The organism is Campylobacter sp. MIT 12-8780 (genome assembly GCF_006864535.1).
GTDB lineage: Bacteria > Campylobacterota > Campylobacteria > Campylobacterales > Campylobacteraceae > Campylobacter_D.
In genome coordinates, this window is sequence record NZ_QHLL01000002.1 from 57,992 (window position 1) to 84,979 (window position 26,988).

22 protein-coding genes are annotated in these 26,988 nt (G+C 36.3%); 16 read left to right on the plus strand and 6 right to left on the minus strand.

What is annotated here, in order from left to right; all coding sequences use genetic code 11:
* The first annotated feature begins 1 nt into the window (after position 1).
* A complete protein-coding gene (locus DMB95_RS01760; RefSeq protein WP_142930658.1) occupies positions 2 to 2,518 on the plus strand; it encodes a molybdopterin guanine dinucleotide-containing S/N-oxide reductase in 2,517 nt (838 codons plus the stop codon).
* Positions 2,519 to 2,561: 43 nt separating this feature from the next.
* On the opposite strand, the gene DMB95_RS01765 is transcribed toward DMB95_RS01760, so the two are convergent.
* Complete coding sequence (locus DMB95_RS01765; protein ID WP_221886035.1) at positions 2,562 to 2,894, minus strand: hypothetical protein; 333 nt, start codon at positions 2,892 to 2,894, stop codon at positions 2,562 to 2,564.
* Positions 2,895 to 3,225: 331 nt separating this feature from the next.
* Here DMB95_RS01765 and gltB point away from each other — a divergent pair, with 331 nt between their 5' ends.
* The 3 genes from gltB to DMB95_RS01780 are packed head-to-tail and all read left to right on the plus strand — an operon-like array spanning position 3,226 to position 10,198.
* Positions 3,226 to 7,725, plus strand: a complete 4,500-nt coding sequence (gene gltB, locus DMB95_RS01770) for a glutamate synthase large subunit (RefSeq protein ID WP_142930660.1) — start codon at positions 3,226 to 3,228, stop codon at positions 7,723 to 7,725.
* A gap of 54 nt (positions 7,726 to 7,779) precedes the next feature.
* The gene (locus DMB95_RS01775) at positions 7,780 to 8,745 is read left to right on the plus strand and encodes an HTH domain-containing protein (protein ID WP_142930661.1); all 966 of its coding nucleotides are present in this window, start codon (positions 7,780 to 7,782) and stop codon (positions 8,743 to 8,745) included.
* A 1-nt stretch (position 8,746) separates the two neighbouring features.
* Complete coding sequence (locus tag DMB95_RS01780) at positions 8,747 to 10,198, plus strand: glutamate synthase subunit beta (protein ID WP_142930662.1); 1,452 nt, start codon at positions 8,747 to 8,749, stop codon at positions 10,196 to 10,198.
* Positions 10,199 to 10,416: 218 nt separating this feature from the next.
* On the opposite strand, the gene DMB95_RS01785 is transcribed toward DMB95_RS01780, so the two are convergent.
* Positions 10,417 to 11,364 (minus strand): lactate/malate family dehydrogenase, encoded by a 948-nt coding sequence (locus DMB95_RS01785; protein ID WP_142930663.1) that lies wholly within the window; start codon positions 11,362 to 11,364, stop codon positions 10,417 to 10,419.
* Positions 11,365 to 11,482: 118 nt separating this feature from the next.
* Here DMB95_RS01785 and DMB95_RS01790 point away from each other — a divergent pair, with 118 nt between their 5' ends.
* From DMB95_RS01790 to argS, 10 genes are all read left to right on the plus strand, one after another.
* The gene (locus DMB95_RS01790) at positions 11,483 to 12,259 is read left to right on the plus strand and encodes a threonine/serine ThrE exporter family protein (protein WP_142930664.1); all 777 of its coding nucleotides are present in this window, start codon (positions 11,483 to 11,485) and stop codon (positions 12,257 to 12,259) included.
* Complete coding sequence (locus tag DMB95_RS01795; protein WP_137632018.1) at positions 12,256 to 12,834, plus strand: threonine/serine exporter family protein; 579 nt, start codon at positions 12,256 to 12,258, stop codon at positions 12,832 to 12,834. Before DMB95_RS01790 ends, DMB95_RS01795 begins: the two co-directional genes overlap by 4 nt.
* A 107-nt stretch (positions 12,835 to 12,941) precedes the next feature.
* Positions 12,942 to 13,742, plus strand: coding sequence for a 30S ribosomal protein S2 (gene rpsB / locus DMB95_RS01800; RefSeq protein ID WP_137632019.1), 801 nt, complete (start codon positions 12,942 to 12,944; stop codon positions 13,740 to 13,742).
* Positions 13,743 to 13,744: 2 nt separating this feature from the next.
* Complete coding sequence (gene tsf / locus DMB95_RS01805; protein ID WP_142930665.1) at positions 13,745 to 14,821, plus strand: translation elongation factor Ts; 1,077 nt, start codon at positions 13,745 to 13,747, stop codon at positions 14,819 to 14,821.
* Between the two features lies 1 nt (position 14,822).
* The gene (locus tag DMB95_RS01810; RefSeq protein ID WP_142930666.1) at positions 14,823 to 15,458 is read left to right on the plus strand and encodes an ABC transporter ATP-binding protein; all 636 of its coding nucleotides are present in this window, start codon (positions 14,823 to 14,825) and stop codon (positions 15,456 to 15,458) included.
* The gene (gene fliR / locus DMB95_RS01815; protein ID WP_142930667.1) at positions 15,445 to 16,212 is read left to right on the plus strand and encodes a flagellar biosynthetic protein FliR; all 768 of its coding nucleotides are present in this window, start codon (positions 15,445 to 15,447) and stop codon (positions 16,210 to 16,212) included. Before DMB95_RS01810 ends, fliR begins: the two co-directional genes overlap by 14 nt.
* 56 nt (positions 16,213 to 16,268) lie before the next feature.
* Positions 16,269 to 18,149, plus strand: coding sequence for a hypothetical protein (locus DMB95_RS01820; RefSeq protein ID WP_142930668.1), 1,881 nt, complete (start codon positions 16,269 to 16,271; stop codon positions 18,147 to 18,149).
* Positions 18,150 to 18,151: 2 nt separating this feature from the next.
* Positions 18,152 to 18,772, plus strand: a complete 621-nt coding sequence (gene gmk / locus DMB95_RS01825) for a guanylate kinase (protein WP_142930669.1) — start codon at positions 18,152 to 18,154, stop codon at positions 18,770 to 18,772.
* 1 nt (position 18,773) lies between these two features.
* Complete coding sequence (locus DMB95_RS01830) at positions 18,774 to 19,022, plus strand: twin-arginine translocase TatA/TatE family subunit (protein WP_137632025.1); 249 nt, start codon at positions 18,774 to 18,776, stop codon at positions 19,020 to 19,022.
* 3 nt (positions 19,023 to 19,025) lie between these two features.
* A complete protein-coding gene (argS, locus tag DMB95_RS01835; RefSeq protein ID WP_142930670.1) occupies positions 19,026 to 20,630 on the plus strand; it encodes an arginine--tRNA ligase in 1,605 nt (534 codons plus the stop codon).
* 92 nt (positions 20,631 to 20,722) lie between these two features.
* On the opposite strand, the gene DMB95_RS01840 is transcribed toward argS, so the two are convergent.
* The 3 genes from DMB95_RS01840 to DMB95_RS01850 all read right to left on the minus strand — a co-directional run bounded on the left by DMB95_RS01840 (position 20,723) and on the right by DMB95_RS01850 (position 22,584).
* The gene (locus DMB95_RS01840) at positions 20,723 to 21,481 is read right to left on the minus strand and encodes a hypothetical protein (protein ID WP_142930671.1); all 759 of its coding nucleotides are present in this window, start codon (positions 21,479 to 21,481) and stop codon (positions 20,723 to 20,725) included.
* Positions 21,482 to 21,515: 34 nt separating this feature from the next.
* Positions 21,516 to 22,235 (minus strand): ion transporter, encoded by a 720-nt coding sequence (locus DMB95_RS01845; RefSeq protein ID WP_142930672.1) that lies wholly within the window; start codon positions 22,233 to 22,235, stop codon positions 21,516 to 21,518.
* A 73-nt stretch (positions 22,236 to 22,308) separates the two neighbouring features.
* Entirely contained in the window at positions 22,309 to 22,584 is a 276-nt protein-coding gene (locus DMB95_RS01850) for a DUF6150 family protein (RefSeq protein WP_142930673.1), read from the minus strand.
* A 104-nt stretch (positions 22,585 to 22,688) separates the two neighbouring features.
* On the opposite strand from DMB95_RS01850, the gene DMB95_RS01855 reads away from it, so the two are divergent.
* Positions 22,689 to 23,102, plus strand: a complete 414-nt coding sequence (locus DMB95_RS01855) for a helix-turn-helix domain-containing protein (RefSeq protein WP_137632031.1) — start codon at positions 22,689 to 22,691, stop codon at positions 23,100 to 23,102.
* A 70-nt stretch (positions 23,103 to 23,172) separates the two neighbouring features.
* Here the strand turns inward: DMB95_RS01855 and DMB95_RS01860 are convergent, their stop codons facing one another.
* Positions 23,173 to 23,430 carry a TFIIB-type zinc ribbon-containing protein gene (locus tag DMB95_RS01860; RefSeq protein WP_142930674.1) on the minus strand — a complete coding sequence of 86 codons (258 nt, stop codon included), beginning with the start codon at positions 23,428 to 23,430 and terminating at the stop codon, positions 23,173 to 23,175.
* A 176-nt stretch (positions 23,431 to 23,606) separates the two neighbouring features.
* Here DMB95_RS01860 and carB point away from each other — a divergent pair, with 176 nt between their 5' ends.
* Positions 23,607 to 26,894, plus strand: coding sequence for a carbamoyl-phosphate synthase large subunit (carB, locus tag DMB95_RS01865; RefSeq protein WP_142930675.1), 3,288 nt, complete (start codon positions 23,607 to 23,609; stop codon positions 26,892 to 26,894).
* Positions 26,895 to 26,988 lie beyond the last annotated feature (94 nt).

Genomic DNA, 26,988 nt, shown 5'->3' on the forward strand with positions numbered 1-26,988 from the left:
TATGTTAGATAGAAGAAGATTTTTAAAAGCAGCAACAACCTTAAGTGCGACTTTGCCTTTTTTGCCAAGTTTAGCAAATGCTAGCGTAGAAGCTTCTAAGTCAAATTTAGGACTTGTAAAAAATGGTTCAGTGATTACAGCAGCACACTGGGGTATTTTAAAGCTTACTATAAAAAATGGTGTAGTCGTAAAAAGTGAGCCTTGGAGAAAGCTTACAAATATGGATAATCCGCTTTGGTATCAAACCCCAGATATGATTTACAAATCCCGCGTTCGCTTTCCGTATGTAAGAAAATCATACCTTGAAAACCCTAACAGCCCTAAACCAGAGCTTCGCGGTAAAGATGAGTTTGTAAGGGTAAGTTATGAAAAGGCTATAGAGCTTATCGCCAAAGAGCTTGCTAAAACTCGTAAACAAAAAGGCTCACAAGGCGTTTTTGCAGGCAGTTACGGCTGGAAAAGCAGTGGCAATATGCAAAACTCACGCATACTCTTGCACCGCTTTATGAATGTAACAGGTGGCTTTGTGGGCGTTACTGGGGATTATTCAACCGGAGCTAGTCAAGTTATAATGCCTTATGTGGTGGGTTCTATTGAGGTGTATGAGCAACAAACTTCTTGGGAAAATATCTTGAATGAAAGCAAGATAGTCGTCATTTGGGGTGCTGATCCGCTTTCAACCTTGCGAATTTCTTGGACGGCTAATGAGCAAAAGGCTTTAGAATACTTTGAAAAGCTTAAAAAAAGCAAGATTAAAGTCATTGTCATCGATCCTATCCGCACCCAAACGGCTAAATTTTTAAAGGCTGATTGGATCGCTCCTCGCCCAAATACTGATGTAGCGATGATGATGGGTATGGCAAGTCATTTAATCGCTACAAAAAAGGTTAATTACGAGTTCTTAGAAAACTACACTACCGGTTTTGATAAATTTAAAGCTTATTTAGAAGGTAAAGAAGATGGTATCGTTAAAAGTGTGCAGTGGGCGAGTGAAATTTGTGGCATTGAGCCAAAAGTGATTGAAAAACTTGCTGAAAGCTTTTATGATAATCCTACGATGATAATGAGCGGTTGGGCTATGCAAAGAGCACATCATGGCGAGCAACCACACTGGATGCTTGTAACGCTTTGTTCTATGCTTGGACAAATCGGCACAAAAGGCGGTGGTTTTGGGCTTAGCTATCATTACAGCGGTGGAGGTGTGCCAACTTGCAAAGGTGGTGTTATAGGCGGTATAAGTGCTGGCGCGGTTGGAATTTGGAAAAATGGTAAATTTCAAGGTATGCCAAAAAGCACTCAAACTTTAAGCGGGGCTGAATGGTTGCAAAATGCTGCGAGTCATTCTTTTCCACTTGCTCGCATAGCTGATGCTTTGCTTCATCCGGGCAAGACTATAGATCATAATGGTGAAAAGATCACTTATCCAGATATTGATTTTATTTATTGGGTGGGTGGTAATCCTCTTGTGCATCATCAAGATACAAATACCAATGTCAAAGCATGGAGAAAACCTCGCACCGTTGTGGTGAATGAAATTTATTGGACGCCAACGGCAAAAATGGCTGATATTGTTATGCCTGCAACTTCAAGCTATGAAAGAGATGATATTACTATGGCTGGGGATTATTCAAATATGCATATTGTGCCGATGAAGCAAGCTGTAGCACCACTTGATGAGAGCAGAGATGATTATGAAATTTTTGCTGATATTTGTAAGGTTTATGGAAAAGCTGTATATAATGCTTTTAGTGATAATGGTAAAAAGGCTATGGATTTCATCAAAGAGTATTATGAAAGTGCTTTAAGACAAACAAGGGCTTTTGGTGAGGCTTTTGCAACGCCTATGCCAAGCTTTGAGGAATTTTGGGCGAAAAATGAGCCTATCACTTTTGAGCCAAGCATGGAAAGTATGGAATGGGTAAGATTTGCTGACTTTATAGAAGATCCTATCTTAAATGCTCTTGGCACAGAATCAGGGCTTATAGAAATTTATTCTGAAAGTATAGCAAAGTATAAATATAATGATTGCAAAGCCCATCCTACTTGGTTTGAGCCTATAGAATGGCTTGGCAATGCAAACGAAAATACACCTTTTCACTTGCTGACTAATCACCCAGCAAATCGCTTGCACTCTCAGCTTTGTCATACTTCTTTGCGTGAAAAATACGCCGTAAATGGCAGAGAGCCTATACTCATCAACAAAAAAGATGCTAAAAAACTTGGTATTAAAAATGGCGATGTAGTGCGCGTGTTTAATAAAAGAGGCGAGGTTTTAGCTGGAGCTGTTTTAAGCGATGATATTATGCAAGGTGTGGTAAGGCTTTGCGAGGGTGGCTGGTATGATCCAGATGAAAATGGACTTTGCAAATATGGCGGTGTCAATGTGCTTACGCTTGATCTGCCAACTTCAAAGCTCGCAAATGGCAATATCGCTCATACCGGGCTTGTAAATATAGAAAAATTTACACAAACACTACCAGAAGTTACGGCTTTTTCTGCTCCAAAAGGCGCGATTTAAACCGCCTTTTTTACTCCTTCCCTTTTTGGGAGGGAGATTAAAGTTAGTTTTTGTAATAAATTGTAAGTATTTTTTCAACACTCATTTCGCCTTTTTTAAAATCATGATTAAATTTTTTTTCAAGTTTTAATTTTGTTATATTTAAAAAACTATTTCGAGCAAATATATTTGGATTTAAAAAGTAAGTATATTTATTTTCTTTTTGTGAAGGGATTATGATGTTGTGTTCTTTTAGCAAATTTATGGCGTGAGTGATTGTTTTGCTATTTTCTTTTAAGTCTTGTCCCATTTTTCTTTTTGTTTGGGCATAGATCTTAAAGGCATTATTCATCTTAACAGCCTCTATCAATATCCAATACAAAACATTGTGAGCCACCTTTGAATCAATTCCTACAAATAAACAAATACTCTTTGTGAGAGATTTAAAAAAAATCTTCTATATTGTCTTTAAAATTGCGAATTTCACATTTTACATTTTCCACTACAATTCTCCTAAAATTTTCATTAAAGTAAGAGATTTTATTTTGAAATAAATTAATTTTTACTTAAATTTTTATATTATTAAAGAAGTAGGTTTTAAGATATAATTTTTATTTTATTATATTTTTTTTTCATTTTAGTATTTTTTAAGATAAAAAATAATCTCAATTTAAAGTTAATTTGCTATAATACCCATTTTATTATTTAAATTTTTGAAGGATAAGGCTATGAATACTGATGATATTTTAGAGAAAAACCAAAAGACAGGGCTTTATGATCCGCGTTTTGAGCATGATGCCTGTGGTATAGGAGCGGTTGCAAATATCAAGGGCATAGCCTCATATAAAGTCATTCAAAATGCTCTTGATATACTTATGCAGCTTGAGCATAGAGGTGGGGCTGGAGCTGAGGAAAACTCTGGCGATGGAGCTGGCATACTTATACAAGTGCCACATGATTTTTTTGCAAGTCAAGAACTTGGCTTTAAACTCCCTAAAGAAGGCGATTATGCTGTAGCACAAATGTTTTTATCCCCAAATACTGAAGCAAAAGAGCAAGCTAAGGCTTTGTTTTTGCAAGGCTTAAAAGATAAAAATCTTGAGTTTTTAGGCTTTAGAGTTGTGCCTGTTAATCCTAGCGATATAGGGCATACTGCTTTAAAGGCTATGCCGTATTTTTTGCAAGCCTTTGTAAAGCGTCCAAAAGAAGTTAAAGCTGGGCTTGAGTTTGAGCGCGTGCTGTATGAAACAAGAAGGATTATTGAAAAAAGGGCTTTAAATGTGCCTAAGTTTTATATCTGTTCTTTTAGCTCAAGAACCCTTGTGTATAAGGGTATGTTGCTTTCTACTCAGCTGAGTGATTTTTATCTTGATTTTAAAGATGTGAATTTAAAATCTGCTATTGCTTTGGTGCATTCGCGTTTTTCAACAAATACCTTTCCAAGCTGGGAAAGAGCACACCCAAACCGCTATATGGTGCATAATGGCGAGATTAACACCATACAAGGAAATATCGGTAGCATAAGGGCTAGAGAAGGTTTAATGCAAAGTGATTATTTTAAAAATTTAGATGAGGTATTTCCTATCATCGCAAAGCCAAGTAGCGATTCTGCTATGTTTGATAATACTTTAGAGTTTTTAAGCCTCAATGGACGCACGCTTGAAGAAGCTTTTATGATGATGGTACCAGAACCTTGGCATAAAAACAAAACTATAGACGCGAAAAAAAGGGCGTTTTATGAGTATCATTCTACCTTAATGGAGCCTTGGGACGGACCTGCTTCTATCATCTTTACTGATGGAGTTATTATGGGTGCAAGCCTTGATAGAAATGGCTTTCGTCCGAGTCGTTATTATTTAACCAATGATGATTTTTTGATTTTAGCAAGTGAGACAGGAGCTTTAAAGATAGATGAAAAAAATATCAAAGCCAAAAAACGTTTAGAACCGGGTAAGCTTTTGCTTGTCGATACTGAGCAAGGAAGGTTGATTGATGATAAGGAGCTAAAGGATCATTATGCAAATGCTAAGCCTTATGAGAAATGGCTTAAAAACCTTGTGCATATAGAAGAACTAAGTTCTAAGGGCTATAAACACGAGTTTTTAAACTCGGCTGAAATTTTGCGTTTGCAAAAGTTTTTTAACTGGAGTTTTGATGAGCTTATGGGGAGTGTTTTAGCTATGGCAAATACAGGCAAAGAAGCCCTTGCTTCAATGGGCGTTGATACGCCTTTGGCTGTGCTTGATGAAAAGCCTCAACCGCTTTTTAATTATTTTAAACAGCTTTTTGCTCAAGTTACAAATCCACCACTTGATGCCATACGCGAAGAAATCGTTACTTCAACGCGAATTTATCTTGGCACAGAGGGCAATTTACTCAAAACAAGTGCCTTAAACTGCAAAAGAGCAAAGCTTCAGCTTCCTTTGATAAGCAATGAAGAGCTTTTTAAGATTAAAAATTTAAAAGACTTTGAAGTGGCTGAGTTTTCTTTACTTTTTGATTTTCACAAAAAAAGCCTCAAACAAGCCTTAGATGAACTTTTTAAAAGCGTTGAGGAAAGTATAAAAAAAGGTGTTTGCATAGTGATTTTAAGTGATGAGGGCGTAAGTCAAACAAAGACTTATATCCCTTCTTTGCTTGCTGTTTCAGGGCTTCATCACTATCTAGTAAGCAAGTCTTTACGCACACACGCAAGTATTATTATTAAAAGTGCTGAGCCAAGAGAAATTCATCATTTTGCTTGTTTGCTAGGCTTTGGAGCAACAGCAATTTGTCCTTATTTGGTGTATGAGAGTATTTATGATCTTATCAAAAAAGGTGAATTAGAGCTTAGCTATGAAAAAGCCGTGCAAAACTTCATCAAAGCAAGTTCAGCTGGCATTGTAAAAATTGCTTCAAAAATGGGCGTTTCAACCCTGCAAAGTTACAATGGCTCAAAGATTTTTGAATGTTTAGGTTTAAATTCACAATTTTGCGAACAATACTTTGGTTCAGTCAGTTCAAGGATAGAAGGTATAGGACTTGATGAGCTTTTTGAAGAGCTAAAAAAAGTGCATACTGAGGGCTTTAAGAATGACGATTTGGCTCTTGATTCAAAAGGAAGCCACGCTTTTAGAAGCACAAAAACCGATCATATCATCGATCCTTTAGTCATCTTTCATTTACAAGAAGCGTGCAAAAACAAAGACTACGCAAGATTTAAAAAATACACCAGTCTTGTTGATAGCAAGCTTATCAAGATTAGGGATTTAATGGACTTTGACACCAGCGAAGCTATAAGCTTAGACAAGGTTGAAAGCGTAGAAAACATAGTCAAACGTTTTAAAACAGGGGCGATGAGTTATGGTTCTATCTCAAAAGAAGTGCATGAATGCCTTGCCATAGCGATGAACCGTTTGGGAGCAAAAAGTAATTCAGGCGAAGGTGGCGAAGATGAAACGCGTTATATCAAAGAGCTTAACGGCGATGATAAAAGCTCAGCTATCAAGCAAGTTGCCAGTGGGCGTTTTGGTGTAAATATTAATTATCTTGTCAATGCCAAAGAACTGCAAATCAAAGTCGCACAAGGTGCAAAGCCCGGAGAGGGCGGACAGCTCATGGGCTTTAAGGTTTATCCTTGGATTGCTAAAGCGCGCCATTCTACACCGGGCGTTTCTTTGATCTCTCCTCCTCCTCATCATGATATTTACTCGATTGAGGATTTAGCTCAGCTTATTTATGATCTTAAAAACGCAAATGATAAAGCCAGCATTTCAGTCAAGTTAGTTAGTGAAGCAGGCATAGGAACGGTTGCGGCAGGTGTAGCTAAGGCTGGGGCAAACTGCATTTTAGTTTCAGGCTATGATGGAGGCACAGGAGCTAGCCCTAGAACAAGTATAGCTAATGCTGGAATTCCTTGGGAAATAGGGCTTGCTGAGACTCATCAAACCTTGATTTTAAACAAGCTGCGAGATAGGGTTCGCCTTGAAACAGATGGCAAGCTTATGAGTGGGCGAGATTTAGCTGTGGCTGCACTTTTAGGGGCTGAGGAATTTGGCTTTGCGATCGCTCCTTTGATCGTGCTGGGTTGTACGATGATGAGAGTATGCCACTTAAACACTTGTCCTTTTGGTATAGCTACGCAGGATTTAGAGCTTAGAGGACGTTTTAAAGGTAAGCCTGAATGGGTAGAAAATTTCATGCGTTTTATCGCTGAAGAACTGCGTGAATATATGGCAAAACTTGGCTTTGAAAAGCTTGATGATATGATAGGCAGGGTTGATAAACTCTTTCAAAAGAAAAATTTACAAGGCAAGGCAAGCAAGGTTAATCTTGATAGCATTTTAAAATCTTTAGCAACCTACAACCAAACAGCCGTGCATTTTCAAGGCTTTAAAGATAACAAACTTGAAAAAACAATTGATTATAGAGTGCTTTTACCCCTTTGCAAAGAAGCTGTATCAAAGGGCAAAAAGATCAAGCTTGCTTTAGAGGTAAGCAACTCAAGTAGAACCTTTGCAACTATGCTTTCAAGCGAGATTACTAGAGTATATGGAGCCAAAGGCTTAAATGAAGGGCAAATCAGCATAGAAGCTATAGGCAATGCTGGAAACAGCTTTGGAGCGTTTTTATGCAAGGGCATTGAGCTTTGTATAGTAGGTGATGCAAATGATTATCTAGGCAAAGGCTTAAGCGGTGGCAAGATCAGTGCAAAAGTAAGCAAAGAAGCAAATTTCTTAGCAGAAGACAATATCATCGCTGGCAATGCTTGCTTATACGGCGCAACTGAGGGGCAAGTGTATCTTGATGGCATAGCAGGAGAAAGGTTTTGCGTGAGAAATTCAGGAGCAAGTGCAGTCGTGCTTGGCACAGGCGTGCATGGTTGTGAATACATGACAGGAGGACGCGTCGTCGTGCTTGGCGATATAGGTGCAAATTTTGCTGCTGGTATGAGTGGGGGCGTAGCCTATATATACGGACGTCACAATGAAGGTTTTGTCAATACCGAGCTAGTGGATATCTTAGAGCTAAGCAAAGATGATGAAAATGAGCTTTTAGGCTTGATAAATGAGCATTTAAAGCACACAAGCTCAGTCAAAGCTGCACGCATACTCAAACGTTTTAGCCCAAAAAATTTCTTTAAAATCATGCCAAGGGATTATGCAAAAATGCTTCAAACCCTAGAACTATGCAAAAAAGAAAAAAACCCAGAACTCGCAGCCTTTGAGCTAATAACCAAGGGCAAGTGAGCTTTGAAAAAGTTTAGGAATTTGGTAGAATTGAGAAAAATTTAAGGAAATAAAATGGAAAAGAAATTGACTTTTTATGAGGCGATTGTCGAGGCTTTGAGATTGGCTAAAGTTCCGCTTACGCGCCCACAAATTTGGGAAGAAATTCAACAAAGAAAGCTTTTTACAACAGCTGGAAAAACACCTGTTTCTTCAATTGCAACTTATCTTTATATGAATATCAAAAACAAAGGCGAAAAAGCTGATTTTATCATCGTTTCAAAACAACCTGCTACATTTTGGCTTAAAAGTAGAAGTGCGGAACTAGACAATAAAAAACCAGAACAATTTATCCAAGAAACCCCTATAAAAAAACCAGCAAAAGAAAAATTTAACGAAAGAGACTTGCACCCATTACTTGTGAAATTTTTGCATGAGAGTGAATTTAACGCTTATGCAAAGACGATTTACCATGAAAAAAGTGTAAAAAATACAAGTGGTAAGAACAAATGGGATCATCCTGATATCGTCGCTGTTTCTTTTCCTTTTGGAAGTTATAAAAACGAGACTTTAGAATTGCTTCAAAATATCGATAGACCAGATTATAAGCTTTACTCTTTTGAGTTAAAAATTGCTTTAAATTTTGGCAATCTTAAAGAATGTTATTTTCAAGCTGTATCAAATTCAAGCTGGGCAAATGAGGGCTATTTAGTCGTGTATGAAGAAGTTGATAGCGAGGTATTAGCCGTGCTTGTGAGGCTTAATGCGAGCTTTGGTATAGGACTTATAAAACTTGAAAGTGAAATTGCAAATTCTAAAATTGTGATTCAAGCTAGAGAAAATACAAGCTTAGATGTTGAGACTATCGATGTTTTAGTAACTAATAATAGCAATTTTAGGGATTTTATCAACGATATAAATCGCAAGATAAAAGCTCATTATGAAAATATAGGCGAGATTAACTCAAGCTTTGATAAGGTTTTAGAAGATGATGAGTTTGCAAAATACCTTAAAGACAAACATATAAACAAAGGAGACTAAGATGGCAAATCCTAGAGGATTTTTAGAATTTAATAGAGCAAAAATTGCAAAAATTGCGCCACTTGAACGTATTAAAAATTATAAAGAATTTACACTCGCTTTTGATGAAAAAGAGCAGATTGAGCAGGCAAGCCGCTGTATGAATTGTGGTGTGCCTTTTTGTCAAGCTGGGCTTGTTGAGGATAAAAAAGATATAGGCTGTCCTTTGCATAATTTAATCCCAGAATTTAACGATGCTGTGTATAAAGGCAATTACGCCCTAGCTTATGAGCGTTTAAGCCTTACTAATCCTTTTCCTGAATTTACAAGCCGTGTTTGTCCAGCTCCTTGTGAGGATAGCTGTGTGTGTGCGATTAACTCACAAAGCGTAACCATAAAAGCAAACGAATACGCCATTATAGAAAATGCCTTTAAGATGAAACTTGTTAAAGCAAGTAAGCCCCAGCATTATAATGGCTTAAAAATAGCCATAGTAGGAAGCGGTCCCTCAGCTTTAGCTGCAGCTTACAAGCTCAATTTACTTGGTTATAAGGTGAGCGTTTTTGAAAGAAGCGATCGTTTGGGCGGGCTTTTGATGTATGGCATACCTGATATGAAGCTTGAAAAAAGTGTGGTTGAAAGAAGGATAGAGCTTTTAAGACAAAGTGGCATAGAGTTTAAAACCAAGCAAGATATCAACAGCAAAGAAAAGGCTGATACGCTCATCAAGGATTATGACGCTGTGATCTTAGCTACTGGCGCAAGTAAGCCAAATGACTTAAACATCAAAGGTAGAGAGCTTGAGGGCATAATGTTTGCAGTGGATTTTCTTACCCTAAACACAAAAAGTTTACTAGATAATGGCAAGGCAGCAAGTTTGGCTAAGGGCAAAGATGTGCTTATCATAGGAAGTGGCGATACAAGTGTGGATTGTGTTGCTGTGGCGACTAGACAAGGAGCAAAGAGTATCACGCGTTTTGAGCGAAGTCCTAAACGCCCACTTACTAGGACAAAGGACAATCCTTGGCCCTTAAAAGCTGATATTTTCACGACTGATTATGGACTTGAGGAAGCTATTGCAGTATATAAAAAAGATCCAAGAGAGTATCAAAAAGCAACGCAAGAATTTATCGGCAAAAATGGCAAAGTTACAGCCGTGCTTGCAAGCGATCTTAAAAGGGTGCAAAAAGAAGGCAAATTCATCAACCAAATAGTGCCAAACTCACAAAAAAGTTATAAAGCTGATCTTGTGCTTTTGGCTATGGGTTTTAGTGGTTGTGAAAATGAGCTAGCAAAGAATTTCAAACTTGAACTTGATGAAAAAAACAATATCTTAAGCACAAATTATCAAAGCACAAGAAAAAAGGTTTTTGTCTGTGGAGACGCTCGAATGGGACAAAGTTTAGTAGTCAATGCCATAGAAGATGGCAAATGCTGCGCGAAGGCTATAAGCGAGTTTTTAAGCAAGGCTTAGGTTTGTTAATTTGTGCGATATAAAGGGGCTTAAGCAAGTGAAGTTTTTTTTGCAAAATCTATGATAAAACCACTTCAAACAAGCCAATTTTGTTTATAAAAGCTAAGTTATTTTAAGACATTTGTAAAAAAACAATGTCTTAAAAAACTAGCTCTTCAATTCTTATCAAAAATCAACGCAAAATAAAAAGCTTGTATTTATAATTCATCAAAGCCATTTTAAGCTTTAATCTTAGCTTCAAGCCTATCCTTGACGCTTAAAATGGCTGTTTTTATGCTGTGTTGCGTTTGTTTAAGCTTGGCTTTTTCAACTTCGCTAAATTCGCACTCTAGCACCTCTTCAACGCCATTTTTACCAATTATACAAGGTAAAGACAAAGCATAATCCTTAAACACACTAGAAACTGGAACTAAAAGTTTTTTATCTTTAAGCACAGCTTCAGCAAGCATAGCGCAAGAGCCTCCTATGCCGTATTCTGTGCGTCCTTTTTTGTTGTAGATGAAATAGCCCTCATTTGCCACTTCTTTTTCAAGCTCCTCTGTGTTGAGTTTTTTGCCTAATTTTTGCTCATAATACTCATTTAAGCTTTTTGAACCCACATAAGCATGGCTTAGGTAGGCAAATTGAGAGTCTCCATGCTCGCCTATCATAAAAGCTTTGATATTGCAAGGATTAAGTCCTAGTTTATCGCCTAAAATTCGCCTTAATCTTGAGCTATCTAAATTTGTGCCAGAACCAAAAATTCGCCCTTTTTCAAGCTTGCTAAGCGAGGCAGTAAGATAAACGATACTATCATTTGGATTTGTAGCGATGACATACACGCCTTTAAAACCGGCTTTTTCAAGTGGTAAGATGATATTGATAAGCTCAAAAGCATTATTTTCAAGCTCCTCAAGTCTTGTAGCTAGGGTGTTTAAATGTGTTTTTCTAAAAGAAAGCACGATTACTTGACACTTTGCGAGCTCTTGGATATCTTTGGCTAAATATATCTTCGTATGCGAATGAGTAAAAACCAAGCTATCTTTAAGATCATGAACATGAGCAGCAGCCAAATCAGTTTTAATATCATAAAGCATTAACTCATCACACATTGCCGCACTTACAAGATTTGAAGCTGTTGCTGCTCCTACAAATCCTACACCGACAATTCCTACTTTTGTTTGCATTTTTTATCCTTTTTTATATGATTTTTTAAACAAAATTTTAAAAATCTGTTATAATTTTACCTTATTTTAAACATTTTGTGCTAGAAATACAAAAGAATTTCTATGAAAGAAAATATGCATGCAAAAGCCAGATATTCAAGAACTGAGTAATTTTTTGATTAAATACATCTCCACTATGGTGGGCGTTGGCACTTATAGTTCGCGCGTAAATCGCTGTGCAGAACGCATAGCTGCAACCTTTGGCTATGAGATTCATTTGCATTTTTCTTTTAACCATACATTGATTAATCTTATCGATCCTGATGATATTTCGATCTCACGCACTTATCTTGTCAATAACAAATACTCTCCCATTGATTTTCGTTTGATCTTGGATTTGAGCGCCTTAAGTTGGGCGATTTATGATCATATCCATAATCTTAAAGTTGCAAAAAGGTGTTTTGAAAAGCTTATTCAAAAAAATCAACGCCCAGCTTATACTTATATACTTTTTGCAAGTATAGCCCAAATGGCTTTTTCAAGACTTTTTGGAGGGGATTTTGAAACCTCGATTTTGGTGTTTTTAGGCACTCTTGTTGGCTCAAGTTTAAGGGCAGTTTTTACTCATTTTAAACTTGATATGAGAATTCAATACATCATCTGTGCATTCATCTCCTCATATATCGTTTCTATAGGCGTTGATCTAGGTTTTACGAAGACAGGCGAGGTTGCGCTTGGTTCGAGCATTTTGTATTTGATCCCGGGAATTTTCTTTATCAACTCGGTTATTGACATACTTAAAAGCTATGTTTTAGTGGGTTTAAGCCGCATTATTAGCGTAGCGATTTTAATCAGCTGTATAGCAGTAGGCATTTACACCACGCTTGCACTTTCAAATTTAGGTTTTTGGCAATGAATGGGTTTTATTCTATACTTACTGATATGTCTTTTGCAGCAATTGCTGGCTTTGGTTTTGCATACTCTTGCAATCCTCCTATTCGCACCTTATTTTTATCGGCTCTTTTGGCGGCTATTGGGCATGGTTTTCGCTTTACTTTGCTTGAGTTTTTTTCTTTTCAAAATCTTGCTCTTGCGACTTTTTTTGCGTCTTTTTTAGTGGGTTGTTTTGGTATGCTTTTTGCTAAAATTTCAAAAACCCCAGCCGAGATTATCGCCTTTCCGGCTTTACTTGTGATGATACCTGGAATTTATGCGTATAGGGCGATTTTGTATCTGTTTTATTTTATCAACTCAAGCGATGCGACTGAAAAAACGCGGTATTTGGTGGATTTTTTTGATTGTTTTTTAACGACGATTTCAGTAACTTTAGCTTTAGCTGTAGGTATTTCAATGACTTTATTAATCTTTTTTGAGCAAAGCTTTATGATGACAAGAGGTGCAAAGTATTTTGAAAAATACAAGCGATTTAAACGTCTTACTACCCACCCAAGCGAAATTTTCAAACGTCATGAAAAACTAAGCAAAAACTAAACTTAAATTTGCTAGAATTAGCCTTTTTATTTCACACGCACCAATCCTTTTTAGCTTGATGAGTTCAAGGGGTGCGGAGGAAAAAGCTAAATTTTAAGGAGAAAAACATGGTTAGTATGAGAGATTTGCTTGAATGCGGTGTGCATTTTGGGCATCAAACACGCAGGTGGAATCCAAAGATGAAAAAATTCATTTTTGGCGAGAGAAAAGGCATTTATGTTATTGATTTGCAAAAAACCTTGCGTTATTTTCGCTACACTTACAACATCGTAAGAGACGCAGCTGCTGAGGGTAAAACTATACTTTTTGTAGGCACAAAAAAACAAGCTTCAGCTGCCATTAAAGAATATGCTGAAAAATGCGGTATGCCTTATGTTAATCATCGCTGGCTTGGCGGTATGATGACAAATTTTGGCACCATTCGTCAAAGCATACGCAAGCTTGAAATTATAGAAAAAATGGAAGAAGATGGCTCTATCAAGCTTTTAACCAAAAAAGAAGCCTTAATGCTTACTCGCAAAAAGGAAAAACTTTTAGCTTATCTTGGCGGTATAAGACATCTTAAAACTCAACCTGATATGATTTTTGTGATTGATACGGTTAAAGAAAAAATCGCTGTAAAAGAAGCTAATCGCTTAAGAATTCCTGTAGTTGCACCACTTGATACAAATTGTGATCCTGATCTTGTAACCTATCCTATCCCAGGAAATGATGATGCGATCCGCTCAGTGCAGCTTTTCTGCCAAGAAATGTCAGAAGCTATCATCGAGGGCAAGGCTTTAAGAGAGCAAGATGAGGATATAAGCGAAGAAAAACAAGAAGTCAGCGATGAAGAAAAAGAAGCTATCGTTGAAGAAGCAATGAGTGAAGAATTTAGCGAAGAAGACTTTGAAGAAGAGGAAAAATAATCATGGCTGAAATCACTGCACAAATGGTAAAAGAGCTTCGTGAAAGCACCGGAGCTGGAATGATGGATTGTAAAAATGCTCTTAAGGAAACTGAGGGCGATTTTGAAAAAGCGGTGCAATACTTACGCGAAAAAGGACTAGGAAAAGCAGCTAAAAAAGCTGATCGCTTAGCTGCTGAAGGGCTAGTAAGCGTTAAAGTGAGCGAGGATTTTAAGCAAGCGACTTTAAGTGAGATTAATTCAGAAACTGATTTTGTAGCTAAAAACGAGCAATTTATCGCCTTAACTAAAGATACCACAGCTCACATTCAAGCTCAAGCTATCAGCACTACTGAAGAGCTTAATAAAAGCGTGATTAATGGCACTCCTTTTGAAGAATACCTTAAATCTCAAATCGCAACCATAGGTGAAAACCTTGTTGTGCGTAGATTAGCCACCTTAAAAGCTGGTAATAACGGCATAGTCAATGGCTATATCCACACTAATGGACGCGTTGGCGTTATCATCGCTGCAAGTGCTGAGAGTGAAGAGGGTGCGAAAAAAATCACTGATTTTTTAAAGCAACTTTGTATGCATATAGCTGCTATGAAGCCTGTATATCTTAGCTATAAAGACTTAGATATCAATTTTGTAGAGCAAGAATACAAAGCCTTAGTTGCCGAGCTTGAAAAGGATAATGAAGAGCGAAGAAGACTCAAAGATCCAAACAAGCCAGAGCATAAAATTCCAAAATACGCCAGCAGAAAGCAACTTAGCGAGGCTATCTTAAAGCAAGCTGAAGAGGATATCAAAGCTGAGCTTAAAGCTCAAAACAAACCAGAAAAAATTTGGGCAAATATTATCCCAGGTAAGCTTAATAGCTTCATCAGTGATAATTCTCAGCTTGACAGCAAACTCACTTTAATGGGGCAATTTTTTGTAATGGATGATAAAAAAACCATAGAACAAGTCATAGAAGAAAAGATCAAAGAACTTGGCGTAAAATTTGAAATCATCGAGTTTATCCGCTTTGAAGTGGGCGAAGGACTTGAGAAAAAGTCTGAGGACTTTGCTGCTGAAGTAGCTGCACAAATGAGCTAAAATGGAACTTTTAAGAGCGGAAAATTTAAGCCACAGCTTTGATTATCCGCTTTTTAAGGATTTATGCTTTAGTCTTAATGAGGGACAAAGCATAGCCATACAAGGAAGTTCAGGTTGTGGAAAATCCACACTTTTACACATACTTTCTACACTTTTAAAACCAAATTCAGGAAAAGTTCTTTTTCAAAATCATGATCTGTATGCCTTAAGTGAAAGTGAAAGACTAAGGATAAGAAGGTATTTTTTTGGCATTATCTTTCAAGCTCATTATCTTTTTAAGGGTTTTTCTGCTTTTGAAAATATAGAACTTGCTAGCGTCTTATCAGGACAAGGTTTAGATAAAAGCTTACTTGAAAAGCTTGGCATAGCTCATCTTTTACATCAAAAAATCGCTAAACTCAGCGGAGGACAGCAACAAAGAGTAAGCATAGCAAGGGTGCTTTGCAAAAAACCTAAGATCATCTTTGCAGACGAGGCAACAGGAAATTTAGACAAAGAAAATGCCACTAAGGTCATAGAAATTTTAAACAGCTATGTAAAAGAAAATGCAGGTGTTTTGATCTTTGTAACGCATGATAATTCGCTTGCTTTGCTTTGCGATGAGCAGTATAAGCTAAGTCAAAATGGAATTTGTTAATTATCTTGGCGATAAAAATGTCGCGGCTTTTTTCTTGCTTTTTGCAAGAGTAAGTGGGATTTTTGTTTTTTTTCCTTTTTTTTCACACAATAATATCCCAAATATTATCAAAGCAACTCTAGCCTTGTTTTTAACTATGTTTTTATTTCCTTTAGCAAAGCTTGAAATGCCAAGTTATAATTCTTTTTTTATCTTGCAAATTTTAAGTGAAGCTTTACTTGGAATGATAGCTGGACTTTTACTGAGTATAGTTTTTGCTTTCGTGCAGTTTGCAGGCGAGCAAATGGCTTTTACCATGGGCTTTACTATGGCAAGTGTGCTTGATCCAAGTTCTGGAGCGAGTGTGCCTATTACTTCTCAAATTTTAAATTTGCTTGCCTTGCTTGTATTTTTAGCCTTTGATGGGCATCATTTGATCTTGCTTTTTTTGAGTAATTCTTTAACTTATATTGATTTGGGTGGTTTTTATCCGGGCGAAAATTTGCTTCGTTATGTTAATACAAGTATGCTTAATATCTTTATGATAGGCTTTGCGATGGCTTTTCCGATCTTGGCGATTAATCTTTTAGCGGATTTAATCTTTGGGCTTTTGATGAAAACTATGCCTCAATTTAACCTTTTGGTTGTGGGTTATCCTATAAAAATTGCGCTTGGTTTTGTAGTTTTGGTTTCGATTTTAGCGATAATGATGCAGTATTTTAAAGAACTTATTTTAAAAGTTTTTTCAAATATGCAAACTTTATTCTTTATCTAAGCATTTAATAATAAAAAATATCTTAAAATATAGTTTTTCATCTTAAGGAATGGTGCATGAAAATCGTATTGCTCAATAAAAACCCTATCGTTTCAAAACTTGTGCGTTTGAGTGCTGAAAAAATAGCTTATGAATTTGAAGAGTTTGAAAATGTTGAGGACTTTCAAGGAAGAAGTGATATTATCATCATTGATAATGAAGTTGAAGCTGATATAAAAGAGCTTACTCAAAAATGCGAAAAGCTCATTTATTTGAGTCCAAAAAGTGCTGAAAATGTTGAAGGTGTAGAAAATTTACACAAGCCATTTTTGCCAACTGATTTGATAAAACTCATAGAAAATAAAACCATAGAAGAAGCTCAAGTTGTTGAAGAACCAAGCGTCAAAGAAGAAGATAAAGAGCCTGTAAATAAAGAAGAAAATCCTTATGATGATATGGAGCTTGATCTTGATGCTTTGAATTTTGAAGATATTGATGATACAAATACAGATAAAAAAGAGCAAGAAAATCAAGATGAAACAGCTTTGAAAGATGAAGCTAAAGAAGAATTAAATTCTCAAGATGAGCCTAAAATCCAAGATGAACCTTCATCAAATCAAACTCAAGATGAAGAAGAAAACAAAACACAAAAAGAAGATGAAGTACAAGAGCCTCAAGTAGAAGATCTAAGCGAGCAAGAGAAAAAAATTACAAAGCTTGAAGGACAAGATGAGCATTTTGATGAGAAGGATTTAGATAGAGTTTTCAAGATGAGCGATGAAGAAAAATCAGTTAGCAAGCCTGAAGAATTCGATGATGAAGAGCTGAAAGACTTTGATTTAAATCTTGATCAAACACAGCCTCAAGCTTTACCTGAAGAACTCAGCCAAGAAGAATCAGCACAAACTCAAGATGAAAATGCAGCCCAAACTCCTTCTTGGGCTGATGAACCTATAAATTTAGATGAATTAAGCCAAGATTTAGCTCAAGATGAGACAAAAGTTCATGAAGAGCTTGATTTACATAAGCCTAAAGAAATTTCACAAGAACCAGCTTTAGAACAAAGTGAAGCTTTGCAAGAAGATATGCAAGAAAACCAAGATAAAGCAGCTCAATCTCAAGAGACTGAAGTTCAAGATGAGACGGATAAGCTTGTTTCTAACGAAGATGATAAGATAGGTGATTTGACTGATTTGCCTAAGCAAGAGCTTGCAGGAGAAAAGATAAGCGAAGCTTCAAGCCAAACAGAAACTCAAGTTGAAACAAACACCGAGCAAACCCAGCAAATTCAAGATGAAACAAAAACTCAACACTTAATGCAAGCAGAATTAAAAGATGAAACTCAAGATGAGCTTAAAACTCAAGATGAAAAAGAGTCCAAAACTTCACAAGAAACTCAAGATGAGCCAGTTCATGAGCCTTTCAGTGTTGAGGAAAAGCAAGAAAAGCAAATTGATTTTGATGATATACCAGAAGATGCGAAATTTTTAGGGCAGGTTGAGACAAAAGAAGAGCAAAACGAGCCTCAACCTCAACTTATCGATGAAGAAGATTTAAAAGCTGATGAAAACTTAAGCGCTCAAGATAAAATCAAAGCCGAACTTGCTGCACTAAATGATTTGGATAAACAGGATTTGCAAAACGAAGAGTCACCAAGCCCTAAACTAGAAAATGCTGAAATTCAAAAGGATATAGAACAGCTCAATGAAAGAGAAATTCAGCTTGCCTTAGGCGAAGAAGTGAGCGAGGAAGAGCCAACGCAAGAGCCTATAGAGTCAGCACATACTCAAACAACACAAGAAACCCCAAGCCAAAAAAGCGATGAGATCATCGATGAGCTTAGCAAAAGTATAGCCGCAGCTGTAAATGAAAGTATTAAAGATGATACTTTAAAAGCTGCTTTAAAGGGTATGAATATGAACATTAGCATTAACATCAAATTTGATGAGAAAGCTTAAACGTGCAAGGTGGTTATATACTTTTGATCTCTGGACCAAGCGGGGCAGGTAAATCCACGCTTTTAACTCATTTGATGAGCGAATTTAAAGATGAGCTTTATTTTTCTATCTCTTGCACCACAAGAAAACCTCGAGATGGCGAGATAGATGGGGTTCATTATCATTTTGTAAGTGAGGCAGATTTTCAAAAAGGTATAGATGAGGGAGCCTTTTTAGAATGGGCTAAGGTGCATAATAACTTTTATGGCACCTCTTTAAAGCACACTCAAAAAGCCCTTGCTGAGGGTAGAGTGGTGATTTTTGACATCGATGTGCAAGGTTTTTGCATAGTCAAAGAAAAACTTAAAGATGAATTAAGCTCAGTTTTTATCACAACAAAGACAAAAAATGAACTTGAAAAAAGACTTATTAATCGAAAAACTGATACAATAGACACGATCAAAAAACGTCTCATTGTAGCTGAAAATGAGATGAATTTCATCGCTCAATATGATTTTTTAATCATCAATGAGGACTTAGAACAAAGTTATAAAGAGCTTAAAGCTGTCTTTAAAGCGTGCAAAAAACGCGTGCAAAGTAAGGCTGTAGCTGAAATTCAAACTCAATGGTATAAAGGAGAATAAAATGGGTTTAAGTTCTATAGGACCGGGACAATGGCTGATTATCTTACTTATCATCGTGCTTTTATTTGGGGCAAAAAAAATTCCAGAGCTTGCAAAAGGCTTAGGTAAAGGCATAAAAACCTTTAAAAGCGAGATGAGTAATGATGAAGATGAGGCAAATAAAAATTCTGCAAAGCTTGAAGAAAAGCCAGATGCAAAGGTTTTTACAAGCGATGAGGGCATAAAAAGCGACGAGCAAAAGAAAGCTTAAGTTTTGAAAACAAGAGTGTATGAGTGCGTAAAGCAAGGCTTAGAGCAAGACTTTGTGCTTGAAAGCCCAAAGGATAAAAACCTTGCTCATTTTGCAACCCCACTTGCCTTTTCTTTGGCTAAGGAGTTAAGAAAAAATCCTAAGCTTATCGCTGAGGAATTAGCTCATAAATTTAAAGATGAAACACTTTTTGAAAAGGTTGAGGCTGTTAATGGCTATGTGAATTTTAAGCTTTCGCGTGAGTTCTTAAACGATGAAGCCACAAAGGCTTTAAGCAAGAGTGAGGATTTTGCAAAAGGAAGTGTTAAAAAGCAAAGTTTTTTGCTTGAATATGTGAGTGCAAATCCTACAGGACCGCTTCACATAGGACATGCTAGAGGGGCTGTTTTTGGCGATACTTTAGCTAGGGTAGCAAGGCATTTGGGTTTTAAATTTGACACTGAATATTATATCAATGATGCAGGTAATCAAATCGAGCTTCTAGGACTTTCAGTGCTTTTGGCTGTGCGTGAAAATGAGCTTAAACAAAACGTTGTTTATCCTGATCAGTATTATAAGGGCGAGTATATCAAAGAGCTTGCTAAGGAAGCTTTGGCTGAGTTTGGGGCGGATTTTTTTGAAGAAAAAAATATCTCTAAAATCGCTTCTTGGGCAAAGGATAAAATGCTTATTGAGATCAAAGCAACTTTAGCCACAGCGCGTATAAAAATCGATCATTTCATCAGTGAATTAAGCTTGTATAAAGAGCTTAACGCTACACTTGAGGCTTTAAAAGCAAATCATGCTAGCTATGAAAAAGAGGGCAAAATTTGGCTTAAGTCAAGTCAAAAAGGCGATGAAAAAGACCGCGTCATCGTGCGAGAAGATGGGCGAGGAACTTACCTTGCTGCTGATATAGTCTATCATAAAGATAAACTAAGCAGAGGCTATGATAAGTGTATCAATATCTGGGGAGCTGATCATCACGGCTACATAGCTAGGATGAAAGCAGCGATGAGTTTTCTTGGTTTTGATGAGAATAAACTTGAAGTGATTTTAGCGCAAATGGTTTCCTTACTTAAAGATGGCGAGCCTTATAAGATGAGTAAGAGGGCTGGAAATTTCATACTTATGCAAGAAGTGCTTGATGAGATAGGAGCTGATGCCTTGCGTTTTATCTTTTTAAGTAAAAAATGCGATACACATCTTGAGTTTGACATTAATGAACTTAAAAAGCAAGATAGCTCAAATCCGGTTTTTTATATCAACTACGCACACGCGCGCATTCATCAAGTATTTGCAAAGTCTGGCAAGAGTGTAGAGCAAGTTATCAACGCTGATCTAAGTAAGCTCAATGATGAGGCTTTAAATTTGCTTTTTGAAAGCTTAAATTTACATGCTATTTTATGCGATGCTTTTGAAAATAGAGCTTTGCAAAAGATAGCAGACTATCTAAAAAGCCTAGCAGCAAGCTTTCATAAATTCTACAATGAAAACAAAGTGCTAGGCACAGATAATGAAGACGCCCTACTAAAACTCTTTGCAGTAGTGGCTCTAAGCATAAAAACAGCCCTAAAGCTTATGGGTATAGAAGCAAAAGATAAGATGAATGCTGATGAGCTGAAGTAGGATTTGTCTTTTTTGCGTATTTTTTCTTAACACAAAAGTATTCAAGCCCATAAATTGGGCTTTTTCTTAAAAGTTAAGTTTTTGTAAAATCATCATTGCAAAACTATAGCCCCAAAAACTACATAAGGTGTGTAAATTTCTATATCATAGTCGCTATATCGATGATAAATTTCCTCAATGCCAGCCTTTGCAATGCTCTCGCGCAGATCAAGCACCCCACAAAGCGCACCCATATAGCTACGACCATCTTTATAATCAGCAAGCACTGATTCTATGTATTCAGGCACACTTTCTAGCTCATCATTTGTCATTATATGGTTTTTGTTTGCATACACTTGTATCGCAAAAGTTGCTACTTTTAAGCCCTCAAATTGCAATTTTTTGATATCTCTTATTTGCTCGCGTGCTTGCGAGATGATCTCAAGGCAAATCGTATTAAATTCAGCACTAGCTTTGGTGCTTACATTAAGCCAAAGGTATTTGTGTTCTATCCATATCTGCAAAGCTTCCTCGCCTTTGCCTAGCTGACACCACAAATCCACACTACGCGTGTTTTTATCCTTGCCTTGTGCATTTCTTATAGGTTTTTTTGAGCCTTTGCAATCAAGTCCTACTTCACTATAAACATAAGGCGTGATTAGGTGCAAAGCGTGTGCCATACTTGCATATCCAGTTCTTTCACCAAGTATAAAAGGAAATTCACCGATATCTTTTTGCATGGTTAGATTGATCTCAAATACTTTGTATGCAAAGTCGTTAAAGAATTTTTTAAATTTCCTACCATTGGTAAAACTATCACTTTTGTAATGTTTATCAAGTAGATAATACTTTGCGTATTTAAAATTTTCCATTCTTTTTTTCCTTGATTTGAATTGTTTATATAAGCTATTTTATCATAATTTTTCCTGCTTTGGCATATTCTTTGTCTTTAAGCTCATTTATCGTATCAATGATGATACCAACGACGATATTAAGGATTACAAAGCTTGCTACGAGTATAAAACTCACAAAAAGTATCCACGCATAAGGGTAGAGTTCTAAGATGGGACGCACTATATTTTCACTCCAACCTTCTAAAGTCATGATTTGAAAAAGGGTATAAAAACTTCTACCTAAATTTCCAAAATACTGCGGAAAATCAACCCCAAAAAACTCTACACAAAGCACCCCATACACATACAAAACAAAAAGTAAAACTACACCCGTGCAAGCAACACTTGGTAGAGATCTTAACATAACTGAAACGATAAAATTAACTTGTGGCAGTGTAGAAAACAAGCGAAATAAGATAAAAACTCGCAAAAAGCGAAGTATGGAAAGATCGCCAAGTATTGGTGAAGCAGAGATTGCGATAACAATAAGATCAAAGATATTTAGCTTTGATTTAAAAAAGCTTAAACGCAAAGCTACAATTTTTGCAAGCATTTCAATGCAGAAAAACCAAAGGCAAAGATTGTTTAAGTTATGCAATATAGTATTTTGCTTTAAGTTGGTTTCAGTCATCAAGCCTAAGATTATGGCATTAAAAAGCACAACAGATGAGATAAGATAATTTGTAAATTTTGAATTTATAAAATTTTCAAATTTATGTAAAAGTTTGAGCATTTTAATCCCTTTCACCCTAAAAATTTAAGCTTATCTTACTTAACTTAAAATGGTTTGTGCCAAATTTGTAAAGCTATAATCTACCTCTAAATTGATTTGAACTCTTCCATTTTGCTTTATAGTCTTTATCAACAAACATAACTTTAAGCTGCGCGCTTGACTCATTTTTTACCCAAGTTATGGTTGAACTTGCACTATTTTCGTTGTCTGTATAAAACCACAAAGCGTCGTTTTTGGCTTTATAATCCTTATCTACAACATATACGAGTATATCAGCTCTATGTTCTGAAGTAACTTCGCAGCATTTTATTTTGGCTGTGCCTGTATTTTTAACGAAAATTTTTGCCATTTTTACTCCTTGTTTGGAAAAATTGATTTGTAATCATAACAAATTATACTTAAACAATAATAAAATATATTTTATCAATAATTTAAAATTCTATAATAGTTTTTATGAAAGTATATGAAAGAATCAATGAAATTTTAAAAGCTAAAAAAATCACGAAAAAAGAGCTCGCCCAAAGACTTATAAACCTTGATATGAGAGCAAACAAAACCGGCGAAGTGCCGACTTTTTCAAGTATTTATGCGTATTTAAATGGCAACATAGACTTAAAAGCTGATATGCTTCCCTTTATTGCTGAGGCTTTAGGAGTGTGCGAGCAAGAGTTTTTTAGCACTGAAGATGAAAGTGATAAAATCATACAAAAAATTTATGCTAAAGATGAGAGTATGTATAAGTATAAAAAGATTATTGCTTTGCTAGAATACGCTTCGCCAAAAACGATCAAAGTCTTAGAACAAGCCCTTTTTCAGCATAAAATCAAAACCGATGAATTTAACAAAAATATACAAAAAATTTTTTAAACCCAGCAAATGAGAGGTTTTTATAAACTTGATTTTATATCTAAGTTATAAAAACCTAAATAACTTGAATTTAAAAATCAAAAAGCTCGCCAAGCCAGCTTTCTTTTTTCTTTTTATGATAGCTACCATGTTGATAGTTGTTATTGTAGTTTTGATTGTAATTTTGTGGATTGTGATTGTGTTGAGTTTGCGTGCCATTTCGCTCGATGATCTTATCAAGCTCCCCACGATCAAGCCAAACCCCACGACACTTAGGGCAGTAATCAATCTCCACACCATTTCTCTCGCTCATAATTAAATCAACGCCATTGCATACAGGACAAAGCATATCTACTCCTTGTTTTTTGATAAGTCTTAATCTTAAGATTTTTTGGTAAATGCTATTTAAATTTTTCTTACAAAATATACCTTTTTTATTAAAAATATTTGCTTAATTCAGTATAATTTTAACCAAAAATAAAAGTTCAAAATGCTATAATTGCCCTCAAAATTCAAGGAAAAACCATGCCAAAAAGAAGTGATTTTCATACTATTTTACTTATAGGTAGCGGTCCTATAGTTATAGGGCAGGCTTGTGAGTTTGATTATTCTGGTACTCAGGCAGCTAAAACGCTTAAGCAGTTAGGATATAAGGTTGTGCTGATTAATTCAAATCCGGCTACTATCATGACTGATCCAGAATTTGCTGATGCTACTTATATAGAGCCTATTAGCAAAGAAAGTATTTTAAGGATTATCAAAAAAGAAAAAATTGATGCGATTTTGCCTACTATGGGCGGACAGGTGGCTTTAAATGTGGCTATGGAACTTTTTGAAAGTGAGGATTTTAAGAAGGACTTTAGCCATGTGAAATTTCTTGGAGCAAAGCCAGAAGCCATTAAAAAGGGCGAGGATAGACAGGTTTTTAAAGAATGTATGAAAAAAATTGGCATGGATTTACCAAAGTCTATGTATGCTTATGATTATGATGAGGCTTTAAAGGCAGTTGATGATATAGGTTTTCCTTTGATGATACGCGCTTCTTATACGCTTGGTGGGGCAGGTTCAGGAGTGGTGTATAATTTAGATGAGTTTAAAGAACTTGCCACAGCAGCTTTAGCTCTTAGTCCAATCCATGAAATTCTCATAGAAGAAAGCTTGCTTGGCTGGAAAGAATATGAGATGGAAGTCATACGCGATAAAAATGATAATTGTATCATAGTGTGTAGTATAGAAAATTTTGATCCTATGGGCGTGCATACTGGAGATAGTATTACCATAGCTCCAGCCTTAACCTTAACCGATAAAGAATACCAAGTTATGCGAAATGCTAGCTTTGCCATTTTAAGAGAAATAGGCGTAGATACAGGCGGCTCAAATGTGCAATTTGCCGTCAATCCAAAAAATGGACGCATGATCGTTATAGAAATGAATCCAAGAGTATCTCGCTCTTCAGCTCTTGCAAGCAAGGCTACAGGCTATCCTATAGCAAAAGTAGCTACACTTTTAGCCGTAGGCTTTAGCTTAGATGAGATTAAAAATGACATCACAGGAACCCCAGCTAGCTTTGAGCCGGCGATTGATTATATAGTCACAAAAATTCCTCGTTTTGCCTTTGAGAAATTCCCAAATGCAGACTCAAAGCTTGGCACAGCGATGAAAAGTGTGGGCGAGGTGATGGCTATAGGAAGCACCTTTAAAGAAAGCATACAAAAAGCCCTTTGCTCACTTGAAAAAGGATATTTTGGTTTTAATTTTATAAAAGCTGATAAAAATGAGCTTGTTTTTAATATAAGAAATGCTAATGAAAAACGCTTGCTTTACCTAGCACAAGCTTTTAGAGAGGGCTTTAGTGTGGCTGAAGTTCATGAGCTTTGTAAGATCGATACTTGGTTTTTAGAGCAAATCAAAGAGATAGTGGAGTTTGAAAAATGCATAGACATGGATATATTAAATGATAAAGCCTTGCTTAGAAAAGCTAAGGCTATGGGCTTTTCTGATAAAATGCTTGCCTTGCTTGTGAATTTAAAAGATAATTTAGAGCTTTCTCAAAATGATATATATTATGCAAGATTAAGACAAAAGATCAATCTTAATTATAATGAAGTAGATACTTGTGCAGGCGAGTTTAAAGCCCTTACACCTTATCTTTACTCAAGCACAAGTATCAATGAATTTACTCAAAATAAAAGTGAAACTCTAGCCAAAAAAGACAAAAAAGAAAAAAAAGTCATGATCATAGGAGGAGGACCTAACCGCATAGGGCAGGGCATTGAGTTTGATTATGCTTGTGTGCATGCTTCTTTTGCCTTAAATGATCTAGGCATTAAAACCATTATGTATAATTGCAATCCAGAAACAGTAAGCACTGATTATGATACTAGCGATATTTTGTATTTTGAGCCTATTGATTTTGAGCATTTAAGAGCTGTGGTTGAAAGAGAAAAGCCAGATGGAGTGATAGTGCATTTTGGGGGACAAACCCCTTTAAAATTTGCTAAACGCCTTAGTGCTTTTGGAGCTAAGATTATAGGCACTTCAGCAAGAGTGATAGATTTGGCTGAAGATAGAAAGAAATTTGCTGAGTTTTGTGAAAAACTAGGTATAAAACAGCCTAAGAATGCCACTGCAACAAGTGTTGAAGAAGCTGTGCTTAAGGCAAGCGATATTGCTTATCCGGTTTTAGTTCGCCCAAGCTATGTTTTAGGCGGACGTGCGATGAGAGTGGTGCATAATGAAGCTGAGCTAAGACTTTACATGCAAGAAGCTGTTGATGTGAGCGATAAAAGCCCGGTTTTAATCGATCAGTTTTTAGATAATGCTACTGAGCTTGATGTTGATGCGCTTAGTGATGGTAAAGATGTGTATGTGGCTGGTATTATGGAACATATTGAAGAAGCTGGCATTCATAGTGGGGATTCTGCTTGTTCTTTGCCCCCGCTTAATATCAGTGAAAAAGTGCAAAATGAAATCAGAGAAAAAACCAAAGACATAGCCTTAAATTTAGGCGTTGTGGGCTTGCTTAATATACAATTTGCCCTTTTAAATGATGAGCTTTTTATGATAGAGGTTAATCCTAGAGCAAGCAGAACCGTGCCTTTTGTAAGCAAGGCTACAGGCGTGCCTTTAGCAAAGATAGCCACTAGAATAATGTGGCAAGGCAATTTAAAAGAAGCCTTGAAATTTTATGATAATTTTGCTGTGATTGAGGAAAAAAATGGCATTTTTGTGCCTAAGGATTTAGGCTTTGTGAGCGTAAAAGAAGCGGTATTTCCTTTTGCTAAACTTAATGGAAGCGATTTGGACTTAGGACCTGAAATGCGTTCAACTGGCGAGGTTATGGGTATAAGCAAGGACTTTGCAAATTCTTACGCAAAAAGTCAAATTTCAGCCTTTAACCACCTACCAAAAAAAGGAAATGTGTTTATCTCTTTAAAAGAAGGCGATAAAAAATACGCCAAAAACCTTGCAAAAGCTTATAGTGATCTAGGCTTTAAACTCATAGCCACAGCTGGCACTTGCAAAGAAATCCAAAATGCAGGCTTTGAATGCGAGCTAGTCTATAAAATTTCAGAAGGACGCCCAAATGTAGAGGATAAGCTCAAAAACAACGAGATAGCCCTAGTGATTAACACCAGCGACGAGCACAGCTTTAAAGATGATACCAAAAAAATAAGAGCAAATATCATTCGCTTTAAAATTCCATATTTTACAAACCTAAGAGGAGCCCTAGCTGGTGCAAAGTCGATTAAAGCAGTGCAAAATGAAAGCTATTTAGAAGTAAAAAGCTTGCAGGATTATTTAAAAAAATGAAAAATAACTTAGATTTTAAGCAATTTTTAGCCACCTTAAAGCCTAGTAATAAAAATTTAGCCTTTTATGTTGATTGGCAAAAGTGCTTAAAAAT